Consider the following 18,744-nt stretch of genomic DNA (forward strand, 5'->3'; position numbering starts at 1 on the left):
CCGGGCGGATCGACGCCTGGCGTGGAAAGCCACGCCGAGCGCCGATATTCGGGGCCGATCTTTTCGAGCGATCTGCAAGCAATCGCTACGGCTACCACCCTCGGGCAATTACTCTTCCGGTGCATCGGGGAAAGCCTGCTGGGTGTAACCACCCCGCAGCGTTCCCTCCAGATAAGCAGTCTTACAGGCGCGCCGAGCGATCTTGCCGCTGGAGGTCCGCGGAATCGAACCGGCGGGAACCAAGAGCACGTCGCGCACGGTCACACCGTGGCGCTGGGAGATCGCCGCGCGCACCGCGTCCGCGATCGGCAGCGGATCGGCCTTACCGGCACCCGGACCGCGCTCGGCCACGACGACCAGCTGCTCGGAGGCATCGTCGGCGTCGAAGCTCAGGCCGGAATGGCTGCCCTGCTCGAATACGTCGGCGGGCAGCTGGTTCGCGGGCACCGAGAACGCGGCGACGAAGCCGGGGCGCAGCGCCTTCGACGCCTCCTGCGCGGAGAACTCGAGGTCCTGCGGGTAGTGATTGCGGCCGTCGACGATCACGAGGTCCTTCACCCGGCCCGTGATGTACAGCTCACCCTCGAAGTACACGCCGTAGTCGCCGGTGCGCATCCAGTTGGCGTCCAGCTCGGTGCCCTCGGTGTGGCTGCCCTCGATGAGACGATGCGTGACCTTGTTGCGGAAGGTCGCGGCGGTCTCGTCCGGACGGCCCCAGTAGCCGATGCCCATATTGTTGCCGTGCAGCCAGATCTCACCGACCCGACCGTCGGCCAGCTCGTGCCCGCCGCCATCGGAGTCGACGGTCTCCGGGTCGACGATGGCGGCCCACTGCGACAGCGCGACATAACCGCAGGAGACCTGCGCGATGGCGTTCTCCGCGCCCTGCTCGACCTTGATCATGCGACCGGCGTTGAGCTCGTTGCGGTCGACGTAGACGACCTTGGCCTCGTCCTCGGCCTTGGTCGCGGAGACGAACAGGGTCGCCTCGGCCATGCCGTAGCAGGGTTTGATCGCGGTCTTGGGCAGGCCGTACGGGGCGAACGCTTCGTTGAACTTCTTCATCGACGAGGTGGTCACCGGCTCACTGCCGTTGATCAGGCCGATGACATTCGACAGATCCAGCGATTCGCCGTTCTTCGGCAGACCGCGCGCGGCGGCGTGCTCGAATGCGAAGTTCGGCGCGGCGGCGAAGGTCCCGGCGCCGTCGTTGTGGGCGGCCAGTTCCTTGATCCAGCGGTACGGACGGCGCACGAACGCGCTCGGCGACATGATGGTGATGTACTTGCCGCCGACGGCGGGCAGGATCACCGTCAGCAGGCCCATATCGTGGAACAGCGGCAGCCAGGTGACACCGCGCGAGTTCCAGTCCAGGTTGATCGCGTCGACCATCTGCAGCAGGTTGGTGCCGACCGCCCGGTGGGTGATCTCGACACCAGCCGGGACACGGGTGGAGCCCGAGGTGTACTGCAGGTAGGCGATGTCATCGATGGCGATATCGGGACGCACCCAGCTCTCGCCGACACTGTCCGGGATCGCGTCAACCGCGATGATGCGCGGACGCTGGGCGGCGGGCAGCGAGCGGAAGAACTGGCGCACGCCGGCCGCGGAGGAGCTCGCGGTCAGAATGGCCGAGGGTTCGCAGTCGCCGAGCACCGCGTGCAAGCGGTCGGTGTGGCCCGGCTCGTCCGGGTCGAACAGCGGCACCGAGATGGTGCCCGCGTAGATCGCGGCGAAGAAGGAGATGACGTAATCCAGGCCCTGCGGGGCCAGGATCGCGACCCGGTCGCCCGGGTTGGTCACCTGCTGCAGTCGAGCGGCTACCGCGCGCAGCCGAATACCGAACTCACGCCACGTCAGCTCCTGCGCCTCACCATCACGCTCGCGCGAATAATCGATGTAGCGGTACGCGAGGGTGTTCGCGTCGTTGCGCGTGTGCTTCTCGACGTGGTCTACCAGGGTGTGATCATCGGGAATACGGATATGCCCGGTCTCATCCAGGTAATCGTCGAAAGTCTCTTCCATTCCTTCATCTCCTCCGAGGCACACGCAGCAAGACGGCGATATCGCCGCTGTTACCTGTGAGGCCCCGACTCGCTATCGCCCGCGGGTGCTCTACATGCGAGAGCCAGCCTGCAGATTTTATTGCGGCCTGCGCGGTAGACCGCTATCGGCTAGATGTTCTCAAACCAGAGTCATGTTACAGAGAAGACCGGGTCACTCCCCCCGCAGCAGCGGAATAATCGGTGCGAACGCGTCCATCTGGGTAGGGAACACCCCGACGTAGGACATCGATGTGAGTTGGCGCACCTGACGGATCTGTTCGGCGATCTCCTCGAATGTGCCGATCGCGACATACGGCGAGGCGAGGATGTCCTCGACCGACAGCTCGACGTCGACCTCGAGGTCCGGGTGCAGTCCGCGCTCGATGGCGGACAGCGCCATTTCGGCGGTCTTCTCCCGCTCGTCGGTGATGACGATCGCGGTAATGGCCCAGTTCAGCTCGATATCGGCGAAGCGCTCACCCGCGGCTTCCTTGATCAGATTCACCTTTTCGATGGTCTTGTCCAAGGTGATGCCGGAGAGCAGACCCTTGCCGTTCTTGGTGGTGACCGGAACGACCGAGATGATGTCGGCGTGCTTGGCGGCCAGGCGCAGCATTTTCGGGCCGCCGCCGCCGGTACAGATCGGCGGGCGCGGACCCTGCCGCGGTCGTGGCGTCCCCTTGAGACCGTGCACCTGGTAGTACTTGCCCTCGAAGGTGCATTCCTGGCCGCGCAGCAGCACATCGAGGATGCTCAGCGTCTCGTCCAGCTTCGCCAGGCGCACGCCCGGCGATTCGTACGGCAGACCGGCGGCGAGGAATTCGTCCTGCTTCCAGCCCGCGCCGATGCCGACCTCGAGGCGGCCCTTGGACAGTACGTCGATGGTGGCGAGGTCCTTGGCCAGCACCACCGGATGCCGGAAACCGTTGGCCAATACCGAGGTGCCGAGCCGGATCCGCTCGGTGGCCTGGGTCAGCGCACCGAGTGCGGCGATCGGGCCGATCTGGTCACCCAGGTGGTCCGGCACGACGAAGGTGTCGAAGCCGTACTCTTCGGCGTTCTGCGCGGTCTGGACGAACTTCCTGGCCCCGCCCTCTTGCTTGTTTCCCTCGCCCGCGGCCGCGAAGCGGAACGGCCGCAGCGGGGTACCCAGCGCGGTCGACTCGGCATCCGCGTCACGGCTCGCGGTGGTGGCCGGTGCAGTGCCGTTTCGAGCGACCTGCAGGCGATCGCTGGCGGCGGCTTCTGTCATGAACTCATGCTCCTGGCTATAGGAAGTGTGGGCGCGACGCCGGGCCACATCGTGCCCACGCTGCTGGGGGCTCGAGCGCCGGCGTCGCGATCATCAGGCGCACTTTACAGCGTTGTCGTGTATGGCTGCCCAGGCTTGCGTGGCCGCACCGCGATCAGGGCGGCTTCCTGTGACCGGTCACCAACGGAACACGTCAAGTATGCGCCGGATGGGGCGCTGCCTCGATCAACCCGTTGGCCCAGTTCACCGTCCACTGGGTCGCGGTCGTGCCATCGCCGTCCACCACGTAACCGTTGTAGAGGCTGTGCACCGGGTTGCCCACCGCGCGGACCAGGGTCAGCACACTGCCCACAACGTTGAGGGGACTCAACGCATCCCGCGGCGCGTCGCAGATCAGATCGCCCGGCGCGCAGATGGTGTACGTGCGATCGGCGAGCGAGCCGAATCCGCCCGACCTGGCACCGGTCATCGTGATCCCGGGCACCTTCAACCCGTTGAGCGCGACCTCGGCGCCGACGCCCGCGGGCGCGGTGCCGATCTGGATGGCCTGGCCGGGCCCGTTGTCACCGGTGCGGCGACCATCGGCGATCAGCATGACGCCCAGCACCTTGTCAGCGGGTACCGGCCCCTTGCCCGCGCCGATCTGGTTGGCGATATCGCCCGCGATCACCGCGCCCTGGGAGAACCCGGCGATCACATACGTGGTCAGCGGACAGTCGCGATACCGGTTCGCCATCGCGTCTTGGGCGCGCTGCCAGCCCTCGGAGCGGCTGTTGTTGTAGGACTGCTGGCCATCCGGCGGAATCGCGATCGGATTGGAGAACTGCGCGACGTAGGCAACGGTGTAGACATCCAGCCGTCCCGCTTGGAACCGCTGCGATACCGGCCCGGAGACATTGAGCATCAACGAGATCGGATTGGCCGTCGGATTGTGCGGATCGTCGTTGCTATTCGATTCCCACGTGCCGGGTATCGAAATCATCTGCACGTCGGGACACCAGGCCGGCTGGGAGGTCGGTGGCAGCGGCGGCGGCTTCGGACCGGGCTTCGGCTTGCGCAGCGGACCGGCGAGCACGAACCACAACAGCAGCGCGATGATGACGACGAGCGCTACCAGACCGATGAAGAGCAGACACCCCGCCGGTTTTCGGGACCGGCGGGAAGTCGAACCGCGCACCCTCACTGGCAGTACGTCGACTTAGCCGTATCGATGTAGATCCTTCCGGCCTTCTCCACCGGCATCTTCGACGGATCGAAGGACGGATCCGATCCGGCCATCGCGGAGACGAAGGTCATCAGATCCTGGTCGGAGGCATTCGCCGCAACCCCCTGGCAGACGTAGGAGCCGATGCTCAGCGCGATATCCGGGGTGGACGGGGTGATGCCCGCGGCCTTGAGCGCGTCGAGGAACTTCTTGTCCTTATCGGTGAGCTTCGACGTGTCTTGGGGCGTGACCGCATTGGTCGGTACGGGCTGCGGGCGCTCCGGCGTTGCCGTATCGGCGGGCGTCTCGGGGGCCTGCGACGGCTGACTGGTCGCAGCGGCGCTGGTCGAGGCGGCGGTCGGCGCCGCCGCGGTGGTGGTGGTGTGGGACAGCGTCGGCGTGTTCGACGCCGTCGAATCGTTGTTGCCACAGGCGGCAAGCAAACCTGTAGCGGCGATCCCCACGACTACGCCGATAACCTTTCCGGGGGTCCGATGCATGAATTCGTGTCCTCGATCTGTTCGCTAAGGGGTCAGGTCGCCACCCAGGCTAGAGGAAAGCCAACCACAGGTGCAGCAGCTCAGCAAACAGACCGGTTGGAATTAAATTCCGTGAACCTCGGGTTTGCCATCGCGCACGGTAATGAATCCGGTCTGGAAATTCTGCTGGATACCGCCGGGCACGCCGAACTCGTCACTGGTCGGATACCCAAGCCTGCCGTTCTCGTAGCCGAGCACCGACCACATATCCATGACCGGCCCCGAACGCACCGGCCACGCACCCGACAGCGGGCTCCAATAGATATTTCCGCCCTCGAACTTGCTGAAGCGGCCGAAATCCTTGAGCGGCGCCTCATCGGCGGTGGGAAAGCCGAGTTGGCTGTTCTCATAACCCAATTCGCCGTACTTGCCGAGAATCATCCCCTGTACGAGATGCGCGCCGGTCTTCGCGCTGTAGTAAAACGCGCCGTTTTCGAAAGACTGGACCACACCGTCTTTATTGGGGACTTTGATCTCCGACCCGGTGGGATATCCGGCCGGGCCGCGCTCGAAGCCCTGCCCGCCCCATTCGTCGAGGATCGCACCGCGCACCACCTGCGCCCCGGTCCGCGGGGTCCAGTAGAGCAGGCCGTTCTGGAAGGGCTGCATGCGTCCGCGGCCATCCGGCAGTCCGCGTTCGTCGCCGGTGGGCAGACCGAGCGGACCGTTCGGGCCGAGCGCTGCCTGGTAGCCGCCACCGATCATGCCCCCTACCGCATGCGCACCGTCGGCCTGCGAATACAAGACCCGGCCGCCCTTGAAGTCCTGTGCGATACCGCCCGCCACCTGGTACTCACCAGTGAGGCAGTCGCCGAGCCAGCCGTTGCCGCTCGCCAGCGCGGCGATCGCGCCCCCGGTCTGGCAGGCCGGTTTGTTCGGATCGACCCCGAGCGCGGCGGCGGCCTGCGGCCACGACTGGCGCATTTCGAAGTCCCAGTACGGCCACGAATGTGTGCCGGAGAGGCGGTAATTCACCTGGGCGGGGATGGATAGCTTGCCGAGTTTGGTCACGAAGTTCTGCGAGGTCAGCCGGGACAGGATCTCGAGTCCCGTGCCCGCGTAATTGCTGCTGACCCCCGGAATGCCGCTGGCCTGGTCGAACGGTCCGGTCGAGCCGTTCCCGCTGGAGATGTACAGGCTCACGCCCTTGAGCTTGTCCGCCAGCGCGTACGGGTCGTGGCTCTCCCATTCCGGACCGTCCGGCGGACCCCACATGGCGGCCGAATCGAAGCCGCCCGCGTCGTGCATGGCGAACTGGATCGCCTGCGGCATGCCGAGGGTGGTCGTGGTCAGCACACCGGAGTACGACGCGGCGTATTTCGAGAAGTTCGGATTGCGCGCGGCCAAGAACATCGCGGCCGTACCACCCATCGAAATACCTTCCATGCCACGCACATCCGTGGTCCGCCACTGACTCTCCAGCAGCGGCGGAAGTTCCTTGGTCAGGAAGGTTTCCCATTTGTAGTTGTGACCGTTGTCCGGCTGCAGCCAGTCGGAGTAGAAGCTGGACTGACCGCCGACCGGCAGCACCACCGTGACGTTCTTATCGGCGTAGAAATCCACCGCACCGGCATCGTGGGTCCAGCCGCTCTCCTCATCGGTGGCGCGCAGACCGTCGAGCATGAACAGCGCCGGGAACCTGGCGTCCGGACGCGTATTCCAATCCCGGGCCAGCAACAACTGCACCTGGATGGGCGTCGCCATCGATGGTGAATTGATCCACAGCGCGACCCGCCGATCCGTGAGCCATACCACGCGCTGCACCGTCGCGTCGACGGTCGTTGCCGCGGCGGGCTGGGCGTTTGCGGGTGCGGTGATCGGGGAAAGACCTGAAGCGAGCGGAATCGCGACAGCCATGGCGAGCAGTGCGACCCGACCGCGGGTCACACGTCCGTCACGTCGATCGCGCCGCCCCCGTCTGCCGAATCCGAGTGCTGCCACAGGTGTTTCCTACTCCCGTTTGCGCACGGTTCCGGGTAGACACGCGGACTGTCTGATTCAGGTACCCCGAAACGCAACGGGCAGCGGCGAAAATACGAAACGACGCCGTCGCTTCCGTTCGGGAAGCAGACGGCGCCGTTCGGCGTCTATACCGCTAGGTCACCGGCCGCCCGTGGCGTCGAGGATGCCGTTGCGGGCGTTCCACAGCTCACCCTCCCAGTACTTCCACGAGTGGGTACCCGCGGCCGGGAAGTCGAACGTGGCCGGAATGCCGAGCGAGGCCAGGCGAGACTGGAACGCGCGGGTGTTCACCAGCGAGAGCGCCTCCAGCGCCATGCCGTTGGCGGTGTTGAAGTAGCCGACGGCCGAGTTCGGGTTGTCGTACTGACCCGGCAGGCCGCTGGCCGCCGAGATGTACATCGGCAGACCCCGCAGCTGCGGCGCGAAGACGAACGGGTCCATCCGCAGCCACTGCGAACTCCACGGCGCGGCCATCGAGTCGACGTTGTAGCGGCCCGCGTCCAGCATCGCGATGCGAATCGCCTCACGCATACCCGGCGCGGAGATGTTCAGATAGCCGGAGAAGGATGCGGCGTACTTGAACTGGTCGCGGTGGTAGGCGGCCAGCGCCAGCGCGGCCGAACCACCCATCGAGAGACCGACAACGGCGTTGTCGGTGCGCGACACACCGTAGCCCTCTAGGAAGGCGGGGAGTTCCTTGGTCAGGAAGGTCTCCCACTTGTAGGTGGTCTTCTGACCGTTGGTGTTGCTCGGCGCGTACCAGTCGGCGTAGAAGCTCGACTGACCGCCGACCGGCATGATCAGCGAAATGTTGTCGTTCTTGAACTGATCGAGGGCATTGGTCTCGAACGACCAGGCATTGCGGTCGTCGCGCGCGCGCAGACCGTCGAGCAGGTACAGCGCGGCACCGCCGCCGCGCGCCGCCCACTGCACCTGGACCTTGATCGGCCCCATCTGCGACGGGACCATCAGATCCTCGAAGCCACCCGACGGCGTCCGCAGCACGGGGCCGTGCGCAGGCGCGGCCAAGGCAACGGTCGGGCCCATCGCGCCTGCGGCGATCGGTAGCGCCAACGCCGCGGCACCGACAGCCAGAATTCGATTCCGCCAACCACGAGGCGTGCCTCGCCGTCCCGACTTGGTTCTCTTCGGCGCGGCCGCCCTGCCGAAACGCATGAATCCTGCTCTCTTTCTGCTGTTGTGGTGTCGCCCGTAGTCCATGCGGACCCGCAACACCCGTGTTGCCAACGAGACGCGCGTCACATGCGAACCGGCACCCGACATTCCGGCACAAGAGACGGCGCTACAACGATCTGGTCACACTTGCGCTCGCTGGAGGTTATTCGACGTGCGAAGCCTTAGCAAGACCGGGGTATTCGAGTGACCGAATTCCGCCCGTTCACAAGCTGTGATCGTGCGGTGACCTTAGCGCGTTCGCCCGGAGATGTCGTGCCGGAAGGGGAATTTCGGACTGCGATCAGGGGTCACCAGGGAGTCCGCATCCGCACCCGAGATACCCCGCTCGGATTCGGCACCTGCTCGAGCACTTGCGCCAGGCGTACATACCAGTAGCCGGGGAGCAGAAGACCGCGTTCGTCGCGAGCGAGTACAGCCGGAACTGGAATGCGCGGGTATTGGCGCGTGTGATCGTCTTCAGCGCTATCGCAGTGCCGAGGTTGTAGGCAGGCGTCGACTGGTTCGCAGCCATCCACCGGCAACTTTTGCGCGCACTCCGCGAGACCGCATCGACTCGACCTTTCGCCCGCGCGAGCACCGTTGCCCGCGCCGTAATGTTGAGGGATCAACACTCGACACCGCCGCTTCCCGCGCACAGCAGGTCTCGGCGTGACCGCGCTTCCATGAACAATTCCGAACCGAACCGTGCGCGAAGCGGCCGCGATGCCGGATCGTGATGAAGCCTGCAGAATTACCGGCGCAGACTCACACCACGGACCTCCGCCGGGCATACAGCATCGAAATCCTCCGCCAGCGAACATTCAGCCAACCGATAGTCATATGTATGGATACGGTCCAAAGTAAACAAAGTCGCCTGGGCGCGCGCCCAGGCGACTTGTCTACCGCAACACCCACCCGCACGGAGCGAGCGTCCGTGCCAGCCGACAACTCAGCCGATATTGGCGGACATATCCGGAATCATCCGATAGGCCTCGTCCTGCCAGTTGGTCCACGCATGCAGACCGGCGGGCGGGAACGAATACACCGCGTTCTGCGCCCCCAGCGACATCATGCGGACCTGGAATGCCCTGGTATTCGCCAACGCGAGCGCCTCGAGCGGCGCACCCCTGATGATACGGTCCGCGGCCACCGGGAACGGGATGTTGACATCGTCGGACATCGGCAGCCCGCTGCCGGCGGCGACCCACACCCGGGTGCCGTTCTGGATCAATCGCGGCGCGAAGACGAACGGATCCATCCGCAGCCACTGCGGGCCCCACGGCGGTGCCATCGAGTCCACGTTATAGCCGCCCGCGTCGATCATCGCCGTCCGAATCGCCTCCCGCATGCCCGGCGCCGAAATATTGAGGTAACCCGAGAATGAACCGGCGAAGCTGAACTGATCCGGGTGATAGGCCGCCAGCGTCAGCGCGGCACTGCCACCCATCGACAACCCGAACACACCATTGCGATTCGGGTTGAAGCCCAAGCGATCCCGAAGAGCCGACCGCAGTTGCTGGGTCAGGAATGTTTCCCAGTCGTAGCGATAACTCTTCCCCGGCCCGGCCAAAAAGGCTTCCGTCGCACCGGATCCGGTGGACGAACCCGCCGCACCCGGCGTGACGCCGAAAAAGTCACTCGGTGCGTTCCAGTCGGCGTAGAAGCTCGACATGCCGCCGACCGGCATGACCACGTTGATATTCCAGCTCGCGAGAACCTCGGGGACGTTGGTCTCGATCTCCCAGCCATTGAGCGTTTCCGGTGCCCGCTGGCCGTCGAGCACGTAGACAACGCGGTTGGTATTGCCGTCCGCCGCGCGCAGCACCCGGCTCTTGATCGGACCCATCACCGGGGAGTCGACCCAGAAGTCGAAGGCCGCCGGGTTGAAGCCGGCCGATGCGGTGGCGCCGCCGCCCGCCACGGAGATCCCGAGCGGCAACAGCATGGCCGTCGCCACGCCGAACACCATTTTCTTCGCCCAGGAACCCGAGGCAGATCCCGGATTCGGTCGCGGGGTCCTACATTTCCAGCGCACACTTCGCATTCGACTCGACCTTTCATCCGGACGGCCAGTCAGCAAATAATAGGCAACTTATACTGAACCCTCATCGGACATATAGACCTGCCGCCCCGCCCGAAACGGGCGTTTCGACCTATATGCATGTTTTCTGCACATCAACCGCTAACGAATGCTCCTATGTTGCTGGAAAGTGATCCGACCCACAACTACCGAAGGCCTCCCGCAGCTGATTCGTTGTCAACCCGGGGTTTCGGCCGCACGCAAGCAAACAAAACCGCCTGGTGTGCGAACACGCCAGGCGGTTTCGAATGGGTCCGGATATTACCCGATGTTGGCGGAGAGATCCGGGATCATGCGATAGACCTCGGCCTCCCAGTTGTGCCAGTTGTGAATGCCGACGGACGGGAAGTCGTAGGTGACATTCTGCGCACCCAGCGTCGCCATCCGGACCTGGAAGGCCCGGGTGTTGACCAGCGCGAGCGCCTCCAGCGGCACGCCCTGGACGACGTCGAGCACCGAGTTCGCATCGGCCGGACCGGGCAGTGCGCTACCGGCGGCCACCCAGAGCCTGGTGCCGTTCTGGATCAGTCGCGGCGCGAAGACGAACGGATCCATACGCAGCCACTGCGCACCCCACGGCGGCGCCATCGCGTCGATGTTATAGCCGCCCGCGCTGATCATCGCGAGGCGCAGCGCCTCGCGCATACCCGGCGCGGAGATGTTCAGGTAGCCGGAATACGAACCGGCGTAGACGAACTGGTCCGGGTGGTAGGCCGAGAGCGTCAGCGCGGCGCTGCCACCCATGGACAGGCCGAATACACCGTTGCGGGTCGGGCTGAAACCGAGGCGATCACGCAGCGCATTACGCAGATCGCTGGTCAGGAAGGTCTCCCACTTGTAGGTATTCGACTTGCCGAGGGTCTCGTTCCAACCCGAGGAACCGGTCATCGCGGACCCGGAGGACGAGCCGTTCGCCGAACCCGACGAACCGGTGCTCATGCCGAGGAAGTTACCCGGCGCGTTCCAGTCCGCGTAGAAGCTGGACGGTCCGCCGACCGGCATGACGACATTGATATTCCACTTGGTCAGCTCACGGGCGACCTCGGTCTCGATCTCCCAGCCGTTGAGGTCACCGCGGGCCCGCATACCGTCGAGCGCGTAGACCACGCGCCCGGTATTACCGTCCGCGGCGCGGAAGATCCGCGACTTGATCGGCCCCATGCTGGAGTCCACCCAGAAATCGAAGCCGTCCGGATTGAACGCCGCCGATGCGGAGCCCGCCGGACCTGCTACTGACACCCCGAGCGGCAGCAAGATAGCCAGCGACATCAGCACCGACCGCTTGAGCCACGAACCGGCTCTCCGGGTTCCCAGACGTCGTCTCTGCGCGCTTCGCCCGATCACGCCTCGCATCTTTTCAGGCCTTTCGTTATTCGGTCGTAGTTCGACCGCGTCTCTACGTTGACCACTGGATGGGCCCATATCGAATCGGAACGCCCCACCGGGCGCACCCACGTACCATATCGCTCATCGATGCAGTTACGTTATCAAAAAGAGATAAAGCGATATGCGCCACGTTCAGCTGATCCTATAGAGCAACCTGAACGTAATCTCGAGCAACGCTGATCTGTGAAAGAAGTGGGCCCATGGAGGTCCATGGGCCCAGTGTGACTGGAGGTGCGAATCAGCTGTCTCTTTCGAGCGACCTGCAAGCAGTCGCTAGCGCTGAGGTTGCGGGTACGGATCCACGAGCCCGCACCGCTCGATCTCGTACTTCGGCACCCGATCGATCCGGTACTCGGCGAAGTGCAGGGCGTGCAGCAGGTTGTGCTTGAAGCGACCCCAGGTGAGCGGATCCCGGTAGGAGATATCCAGCGCCACGGTGTCCGGGCAGCTCATGGCGGTACGCGCCTGGGTGACCCACTTCTCGTCCAGGTACCAGGGCATCCACGGGTGCCGATCGACCATGCCGGTATCGACCACAACCCAGTCCGGGTACAGGCTCTTGTCATGACCGATCCGGCCGTCGGTGAGCCGGTCGGTGTGCGCGGCCAGCGGATACGCCAGGCCCATCTGGTCGATGACGCGCACGTCCAGCGGAACGTTCATGCTGGTCATACCGAGGTTCAGGAAGAAGACCGTATGTCCGGCGCCACCCTCGGGGATCGGCTGCGGCGGCGGCGCGACGTACCAGAACATGAACGACGGCGAGTTCAGCAGCAGGCCGCCGTTGGGGGTTTCGGCGATGTTGTTCACCATGGCTCGCACACGCGGGTAGTCCAGGTAGTCCTCGGCCAGGATCGGATGGTCGTGCCCGGTATTGAGGACGTAGTAGACCCGCTCGTCGACAATGCCGGAGGCACTGATCTTGGTGCCGGTCTTGATGGCCGTGGTGTCGGCCGCGAACAGCGCCCAGCCCGCGGTGCCGAGCAGCGCGAGCGCGACCACCGCGAAGGACCAGTTCCCCGCCGGCGCCGCGCGTAGACCGCCCTCGGGTAGCCGGATCGGCACCACGGCGACCGGCAACAACAGGCAGAACAGCTGCGGTAACAGCATCCGGCCGTGCATGAAGTCGCCGCCGACGCGCAGCGCGTAGATCGTCAGGACGAATCCGCTGCCGAGCATCAGCGCGACCACCGCACTCGGCGAGCGCAGCCATTCGCGTACCCGGCGCACCGTCCAGCGGCGCTCGTCCTTACCGCTCGTTTCCCCGGCGGCGCGCGTCGACCGGCCCGCGACGACGCCGAGGACCAGCAGCACCAGCAGCGGCACCCACAGGTAGTACGGACCGACCAGGTCCCACAGGTATTTGAAGCCCTGCCCCCACTTGGCACCGCCCGCATCCTTCGCGACCGCGGTATTCGGGTAGGGCAGGCCGTAGTAGCCCATCCGCCAGACCTGATAGCACATCGGCACCAGTCCGGCGGCGGCAACGATCAAGGCGCGCAATACGATCGGGTGCAGCCGGGACTGCGGCATCGGGGCCAGGAAGATCATCAGCAGCGACAGCGCACCGACCAGCGTCATCTCCGGACGGATCAGCGGCGCGAGGCCGGCGAGGAAAACCAGCCCGAACAGCGCGGGCAGCTTCACCCGCTCGGCCTGACTCCAGCGCACGAGCCGCCACCACAGCAGACCCAGCCAGCAGATGACCAGACCGCTCTCCAGGCCGGACGTGGCGTAGTCGCGGGCGGGCGGCAAGGCGATGTAGACGAATACGCCCGCGGGCAGCAAAAGCGCCGATGTGGTGCCGCCCCACAGCCGCGCAGCGCCGAGCATGGCGAAGACGATCGCCAGCATCGACACCGTCAGCGCGACACCGAGTACGACGTACTCCAGCCTGGCCTTGGTGAGCCAGCTGAAGAACCACACCAGATAGGTCCACGCGGTACTGGTATTGGTCTCGACGCGCTCGCCCTCGTTGAAGACCGGGCCGTTGCCCGCCAACAGATTCCGCACCGTGCGCAGCACGATGAGGCCGTCGTCGGCGATCCAACGGCGCTGCCAGGCGCCGACCGAGAAGAGTGCGACGGTGAGCACGATCCCACCGACGAAGGTGGCTCGGGATAGCCCGGCGAACCGCAAGGCCGAACGAGCCGACCCTTCGGCCGGCTCCTTCGTCACTTGTTCTGTTCGCTCCACTCCCGCTACCAACAGTTCGTCAGGTGAGATAGACAGCGACACCTACCGCTCCGATCCAGGCGATTGCGAGGAACTGGAGGATGCGATCCCCCAGCGCGATCTCTTCGGGCTCACCGGCCTCGCCGCCATCGACGTCGACCGCGTAACGCAGGATTGCGATGGTAAACGGAATCATCGAGATCGCGAACCAATTGGTGTGCTTGAGGTTGTCCTGTTGGAACGCCCACAGGCCGTAGAACACCACCACCGCGGTCGCGGCGAGAGTCCAGATGAAGCGCAGATATGTCGGTGTGTAGTACTCCAGCGACTTGCGGATCTTGGCACCGGTGCTCAGCGCGATCTGCAGTTCGGCATAGCGCTTACCCGCGGCCATGAACAGCGAGCCGAACGCCATGATCAGCAGGAACCACTGCGACAGGTCGATATTCGCGGCCGCACCACCGGCGACCGCGCGCAGCAGGAAGCCCGAGGACACGATGCAGATGTCCAGTACCGCCTGATGTTTGAGACCGAAGCAGTAGGCCAGCTGGATGCCGATGTAGACGGTCATTACCACGGCCAGATGCCAGGAGGCCAGAAACGATCCGGCGATCGAGCCGAGCAGTAGCACCAACGAGAGCGCGTAGGCCAGATTGACCGGGACGACGCCCGCGGCGATCGGGCGGTACCGCTTGGTCGGGTGCGCCCGGTCGGCCTCCACGTCGAGTGCGTCGTTGACCAGGTAGATGCCCGAGGCCGCCATGCAGAAGATCACGAAGGCGATGCCGACATGACCGAGCACACCCAGTTCGGTCGCGGTATCCGGACCCGCCGCCAGCGGCGCGGCGAGCACCAGCACATTCTTGACCCACTGACGCGGGCGGACCGCCTTGAACAGCCCGCCGGCCAGTGTCTTGGGCGGGCCCTTGACTACCGCTTCGGCTAGGTCCGTGCTGGTCGGCTCTTCACTCATGTCAACCAAGGTCTTTTCTTGTGCGGTCACTATCGAGTCTCTTTTCGGCGGCAAGCACAACAGCGGCGGACGCGGCGCCGAGCGCGGAACCGGCGAGCACGTCGGAGGGATAGTGCACCCCGAGCACAACCCGGGAGAGCAACATCGGTGGGACGAGCACCGCAGGCAAGGGTAGCCCGGTCAGTCTGCCGAGCAACACCGCCGCAGCCGTGGTCGAGGTCGCGTGCGAGGAGGGAAAGCTCAGCTTGCTCGGCGTCGAGACGTTGACCTGCACCGATGGATCATTCGGGCGCGGGCGCCGGACGATCCGCTTGATGACGATCGATGCCGCGTGCGCACCGACCGCGCCGACCGCGACCCCAGCCCACTGGCGCCGCCGCGGTTTGTCGACGAGCCAGCCCGCCGCCGCGATGCCGATCCAGCCGAGCGCGTGCTCACCGAAATGCGACATACCGCGTGCGGCCGTGATCACCGCTGGTTTGGTGCCGATAGTCGCCTGGACCGCGTTGATGACCTTGACCTCGGGCGGCTGCGGCGCCGACGGCACCGCGGATACCGGGCCACCGTGACCGTTCGCGCTCGCGCGCACCGCGGTGTTGTCGTCCGCGGCCGTGGCTTCCAGACTCACTGCTGCTCATCCTTCGTATCGATACCGAAGACGTTCTCCCAGGCCGCCGTGCTGGTCAGCATCGGGTGGGCGGCACGGTAGCGCTGCCGCATCTCCGGGAAGCGGGCGGCCAGTTCCTTGCGCAGCCGCATGGCCTGCTTGAACAGGCCGAGGGCCTGGCGCGGATCACGCTTGCGATAGACCACACCGCGGCCGTCCGCGGTGGTGACGGTGACGCCGTCGACCTGCGAGAGCAGGAACCAACGGGCATCCAGCGTCGGCACATTCAGCTGCGGACGCTCATGATGTTCGGCATGGGCCGGGCGGAAGTTGTGCACGACACCCTTGGCCAGCCGGACCACCTTGGCGATCGGATTCGCCGGTTCACCGACCGCACCGACGCCGATATGGCTGGCCAGCGGCAATTCGGTGGAGGACGGCAGGATGACCGCGTCCGGATACTGCTTGCGCATCTCGTGCACCGCGCCGAGCGCGCTCGGCAACAGTTGGAACAGTCGCTCCGGGCCGGCGAGGAAGTCCTGAATCGCCAGGTTCTGGATGGCGACGGTCGAATACTCCAGGCAGAGGAGGTGTTTCAGGGTCGCCTTGACCGTGTTGACGACCATGCCGCGACCGTTGCCCGGCATATGCAGGGACGCGACAACGAGCCGGTTGCGCAGGTGGAAGTACGCCTGCCAGTCGATCGCATCGTCCTTATCGCTCCACGCCATATGCCAGACCGCGGCGCCGGGCAGGGTCACGGTCGAATAGCCGTGATCGCGTGCGCGCAAACCGTATTCGACATCGTCCCACTTCAGGAACAGCGGCAGCGGCTGGCCGATCTCCTCGGCGACCTGTCTGGGGATCACGCAGGTCCACCAGCCGTTGAAGTCGACGTCGATGCGTCGGTGCAGCAGCTTGGAGTTGTCGCGGTCCTTGAGCGGATACTTCGAGAAGTCGTGGTCGTATTCGACATTCGGGGCGGAGGTCCACATGAAGATGCCGCGATCCACGACCTCACCCATGCTGTGCAGGTGTGAGCGCTCCTGCAGATTGAGCATCTGCCCACCGACCAGCATGGGCGATTCGGCGAAGCGGGCGAAGGCCAGCGCGCGCAGGATCGAATCGGGTTCGATCTCGATATCGTCGTCCATGTAGACGATGTACTGGGCGTCGGTGGTCTTCAGCGCCTCGTACATGACCCGGCTGTAACCACCCGAACCGCCGAGGTTGGGCTGATCGCGAATGGCGAGCCGATCGCCGAGCACCGCCGCGGCCTCGGCGAAGCCGGGTTCGTCGACCACCTTGCGATTGCCCTGATCGGCGACGATGACCGCGGCGATCTTGTCCAGCACCAGCGGGTCCGAACCGAGCGCGCCAAGGGTTTTCACCAGATCGGTGGGTCGATTGAAGGTCGGCATACCGACCGCGATGGTGCCCGCACCGGGCGCCTCGACCGGTGCGTACCAACCGCCCGCGAGCAGCGTGACGGCGGTATCGGTGGTGATATCGAACCAGATCCAGCCGCCGTCCTCGAACGGGCCGAGGTCGGTTTCGAATTCCACGTGCACCGATTCCGCACCTGTGTCGGATTTGCGGCGCTCCCTGGTCCCTCCGTGGTCACGCTCCGCTGCCTCCTCCGGGCCCTGAGCTCGCGCCGCGAGCGCGACCGCGAATTCCTTGCCCTGCACGTGGATTCGCGAGCCGTCCGCCTTCGAGCGGTAGACGTCCACGCGGCCGTGCCCGGCGAGTTCGAGCCGCAGCACGACTGACTTCAGAATGCTCCAGCGACGCCAGTAGCTCGCGGGCAACGCATTGAAGTAGGTGCAGAACGACACCTCCGACTCCGCGCCCACCGACAGCGAGGTGCGGGTGGTCGCGTGCGCGCGCCGGGCATTGGTCGACGACTCCTCCAGGTAGAGGGTGCGCACATCCAGCGGTTCACCCGGCCGGGGCAGGATAATGCGCTGCAGCAGCGACTTCGCGCGGGTTTCGGTGGTCATATCTTCCAGGATCGATTGGGAGGTCATTCGTCGCTTTCAGCGTCAATGCGGGACACCCGCACCCGGTCGGCTTCGATGAGCAAGGCTTCGCCAGTGTCGCTCATCTACGCCTCCTGGTCCGAAAGAGGTTCGCCCGACTCCAGGTGCGGCCGCAGCACATTGTCGAACATGCTCAGCGCGCTGCCGATCGCCATATGCATATCCAGGTACTGGTAGGTACCCAGGCGGCCACCGAAAAGCACCTTCGCCGCTGCGGTTTCCTTCTTCGCCAGCACCCGGTACGCGGTGAGCTTGGCGCGGTCCTCGGGTGTGTTGATCGGGTAGTACGGCTCGTCACCGGTCTGCGCGAAGCGGGAGTATTCGCGCATGATCACGGTCTTGTCGTTCGGGTAGCTATCGCGCTCCGGGTGGAAGTGCCGCGGTTCGATAATGCGGGTGTAGGGCACATCCGCATCGTTGTAGTTCATGACCGAGGTGCCCTGGAAGTCACCGGTTTCGAGCACTTCGGTCTCGAAATCGATGGTGCGCCAACCGAGTTCGCCCTCGCTGTAGTCGAAGTAGCGGTCCACCGGGCCGGTGTAGACGACCGGGGCGTCCGGGTTCTCGGCGCGGATCTGCTCGCGCACGTCGAACCAGTCGGTGTTCAGTCGGACCTCGATGAGCTCGGAGGCGGCCATATTCTCCAGCCACTTCGTGTAGCCCGCTGTGGGCAGGCCCTCGTAGGTGTCGTTGAAGTAGCGGTTGTCGAAGGTGTAGCGCACCGGCAGGCGGGTGATATTGCCCGCGGGCAGTTCCTTCGGATCGGTCTGCCACTGCTTGGCGGTGTAATCGCGGACGAAGGCCTCGTACAGCGGACGGCCGATCAGCGAGATCGCCTTTTCCTCGAGGTTCTGCGCGTCCTTGGTCTCGACCTCCGCGGCCTGTTCGGCGATGAGCTTGCGCGCCTCGTCGGGGGTGAAGTAGCGGCCGAAGAACTGGGAGATCAGACCGAGACCCATCGGGAACTGATAGGCCTGCCCTTTGTGCATCGCGAAGACCCGATGCTGGTAGCCGGTGAATTCGGTGAACTGGGTCACGTAGTCCCACACGCGCTTGTTCGAGGTGTGGAACAGGTGCGCCCCGTACTTGTGCACCTCGATCCCGGTCTGCGGCTCCGGCTCCGAATAGGCGTTGCCGCCGAGGTGGTAGCGACGATCAATCACCAGCACCCGTTTGCCGAGCAGATTGGCGGCGCGTTCGGCGACGGTCAGCCCGAAGAATCCGGAGCCGACGACGATCAGATCGAACTGTGAGGCTGAGGTTGCGGAGTTACCCGGGGACGATGCGACGGTCACGGGTGCCC

At 65.1% G+C, this 18,744-nt stretch carries 13 protein-coding genes; all 13 read right to left on the reverse strand.

The features are described from left to right. Positions 1 to 108 precede the first annotated feature (108 nt). A complete protein-coding gene (gene fadD32 / locus ACW2Q0_RS19360) occupies positions 109 to 2,025 on the reverse strand; it encodes a long-chain-fatty-acid--AMP ligase FadD32 (protein ID WP_457192059.1) in 1,917 nt (638 codons plus the stop codon). A gap of 192 nt (positions 2,026 to 2,217) precedes the next feature. Beyond that, entirely contained in the window at positions 2,218 to 3,297 is a 1,080-nt protein-coding gene (locus ACW2Q0_RS19365; RefSeq protein ID WP_457192061.1) for an LLM class F420-dependent oxidoreductase, read from the reverse strand. A gap of 193 nt (positions 3,298 to 3,490) precedes the next feature. Next, positions 3,491 to 4,480, reverse strand: a complete 990-nt coding sequence (locus ACW2Q0_RS19370) for a cutinase family protein (protein ID WP_457192063.1) — start codon at positions 4,478 to 4,480, stop codon at positions 3,491 to 3,493. Continuing rightward, a complete protein-coding gene (locus tag ACW2Q0_RS19375; protein ID WP_457192065.1) occupies positions 4,477 to 5,001 on the reverse strand; it encodes a DUF732 domain-containing protein in 525 nt (174 codons plus the stop codon). Before ACW2Q0_RS19375 ends, ACW2Q0_RS19370 begins: the two co-directional genes overlap by 4 nt. Before the next feature lie 102 nt (positions 5,002 to 5,103). After that, positions 5,104 to 6,897: an alpha/beta hydrolase-fold protein gene (locus ACW2Q0_RS19380; protein ID WP_457192122.1), complete on the reverse strand. Its 1,794-nt coding sequence runs from the start codon at positions 6,895 to 6,897 to the stop codon at positions 5,104 to 5,106. A 243-nt stretch (positions 6,898 to 7,140) separates the two neighbouring features. Beyond that, the gene (locus ACW2Q0_RS19385; protein ID WP_457192067.1) at positions 7,141 to 8,178 is read right to left on the reverse strand and encodes an alpha/beta hydrolase; all 1,038 of its coding nucleotides are present in this window, start codon (positions 8,176 to 8,178) and stop codon (positions 7,141 to 7,143) included. A gap of 949 nt (positions 8,179 to 9,127) precedes the next feature. Continuing rightward, a complete protein-coding gene (locus ACW2Q0_RS19390; protein ID WP_457192069.1) occupies positions 9,128 to 10,147 on the reverse strand; it encodes an alpha/beta hydrolase in 1,020 nt (339 codons plus the stop codon). Between the two features lie 372 nt (positions 10,148 to 10,519). Beyond that, positions 10,520 to 11,611, reverse strand: coding sequence for an alpha/beta hydrolase (locus tag ACW2Q0_RS19395; RefSeq protein ID WP_457192071.1), 1,092 nt, complete (start codon positions 11,609 to 11,611; stop codon positions 10,520 to 10,522). 306 nt (positions 11,612 to 11,917) lie between these two features. Then, complete coding sequence (gene zomB / locus ACW2Q0_RS19400) at positions 11,918 to 13,852, reverse strand: flagellar motor control protein ZomB (RefSeq protein ID WP_457192124.1); 1,935 nt, start codon at positions 13,850 to 13,852, stop codon at positions 11,918 to 11,920. 7 nt (positions 13,853 to 13,859) lie between these two features. Then, entirely contained in the window at positions 13,860 to 14,792 is a 933-nt protein-coding gene (locus ACW2Q0_RS19405; RefSeq protein ID WP_457192073.1) for a decaprenyl-phosphate phosphoribosyltransferase, read from the reverse strand. Between the two features lies 1 nt (position 14,793). Beyond that, positions 14,794 to 15,339, reverse strand: coding sequence for a phosphatase PAP2 family protein (locus ACW2Q0_RS19410; RefSeq protein ID WP_457192126.1), 546 nt, complete (start codon positions 15,337 to 15,339; stop codon positions 14,794 to 14,796). Positions 15,340 to 15,416: 77 nt separating this feature from the next. After that, a complete protein-coding gene (locus tag ACW2Q0_RS19415; RefSeq protein ID WP_457192075.1) occupies positions 15,417 to 17,429 on the reverse strand; it encodes a glycosyltransferase in 2,013 nt (670 codons plus the stop codon). A gap of 77 nt (positions 17,430 to 17,506) precedes the next feature. Next, positions 17,507 to 18,736 carry a UDP-galactopyranose mutase gene (gene glf, locus ACW2Q0_RS19420; RefSeq protein WP_457192077.1) on the reverse strand — a complete coding sequence of 410 codons (1,230 nt, stop codon included), beginning with the start codon at positions 18,734 to 18,736 and terminating at the stop codon, positions 17,507 to 17,509. Between the last annotated feature and the right edge of the window lie 8 nt (positions 18,737 to 18,744).

The organism is Nocardia citri (assembly GCF_054065835.1).

What these genes read in the sequence shown, in the direction of transcription:
- fadD32 (WP_457192059.1), bottom strand. Translation starts at nt 2,025, where the DNA reads ATGGAAGAGACTTTCGACGATTACCTGGATGAGACCGGGCATATCCGT.
- ACW2Q0_RS19365 (WP_457192061.1), bottom strand. Translation starts at nt 3,297, where the DNA reads ATGACAGAAGCCGCCGCCAGCGATCGCCTGCAGGTCGCTCGAAACGGC.
- ACW2Q0_RS19375 (WP_457192065.1), bottom strand. Translation starts at nt 5,001, where the DNA reads ATGCATCGGACCCCCGGAAAGGTTATCGGCGTAGTCGTGGGGATCGCC.
- ACW2Q0_RS19380 (WP_457192122.1), bottom strand. Translation starts at nt 6,897, where the DNA reads ATGGCTGTCGCGATTCCGCTCGCTTCAGGTCTTTCCCCGATCACCGCA.
- ACW2Q0_RS19385 (WP_457192067.1), bottom strand. Translation starts at nt 8,178, where the DNA reads ATGCGTTTCGGCAGGGCGGCCGCGCCGAAGAGAACCAAGTCGGGACGG.
- ACW2Q0_RS19390 (WP_457192069.1), bottom strand. Translation starts at nt 10,147, where the DNA reads ATGGTGTTCGGCGTGGCGACGGCCATGCTGTTGCCGCTCGGGATCTCC.
- ACW2Q0_RS19395 (WP_457192071.1), bottom strand. Translation starts at nt 11,611, where the DNA reads ATGCGAGGCGTGATCGGGCGAAGCGCGCAGAGACGACGTCTGGGAACC.
- ACW2Q0_RS19405 (WP_457192073.1), bottom strand. Translation starts at nt 14,792, where the DNA reads ATGAGTGAAGAGCCGACCAGCACGGACCTAGCCGAAGCGGTAGTCAAG.
- ACW2Q0_RS19415 (WP_457192075.1), bottom strand. Translation starts at nt 17,429, where the DNA reads ATGACCTCCCAATCGATCCTGGAAGATATGACCACCGAAACCCGCGCG.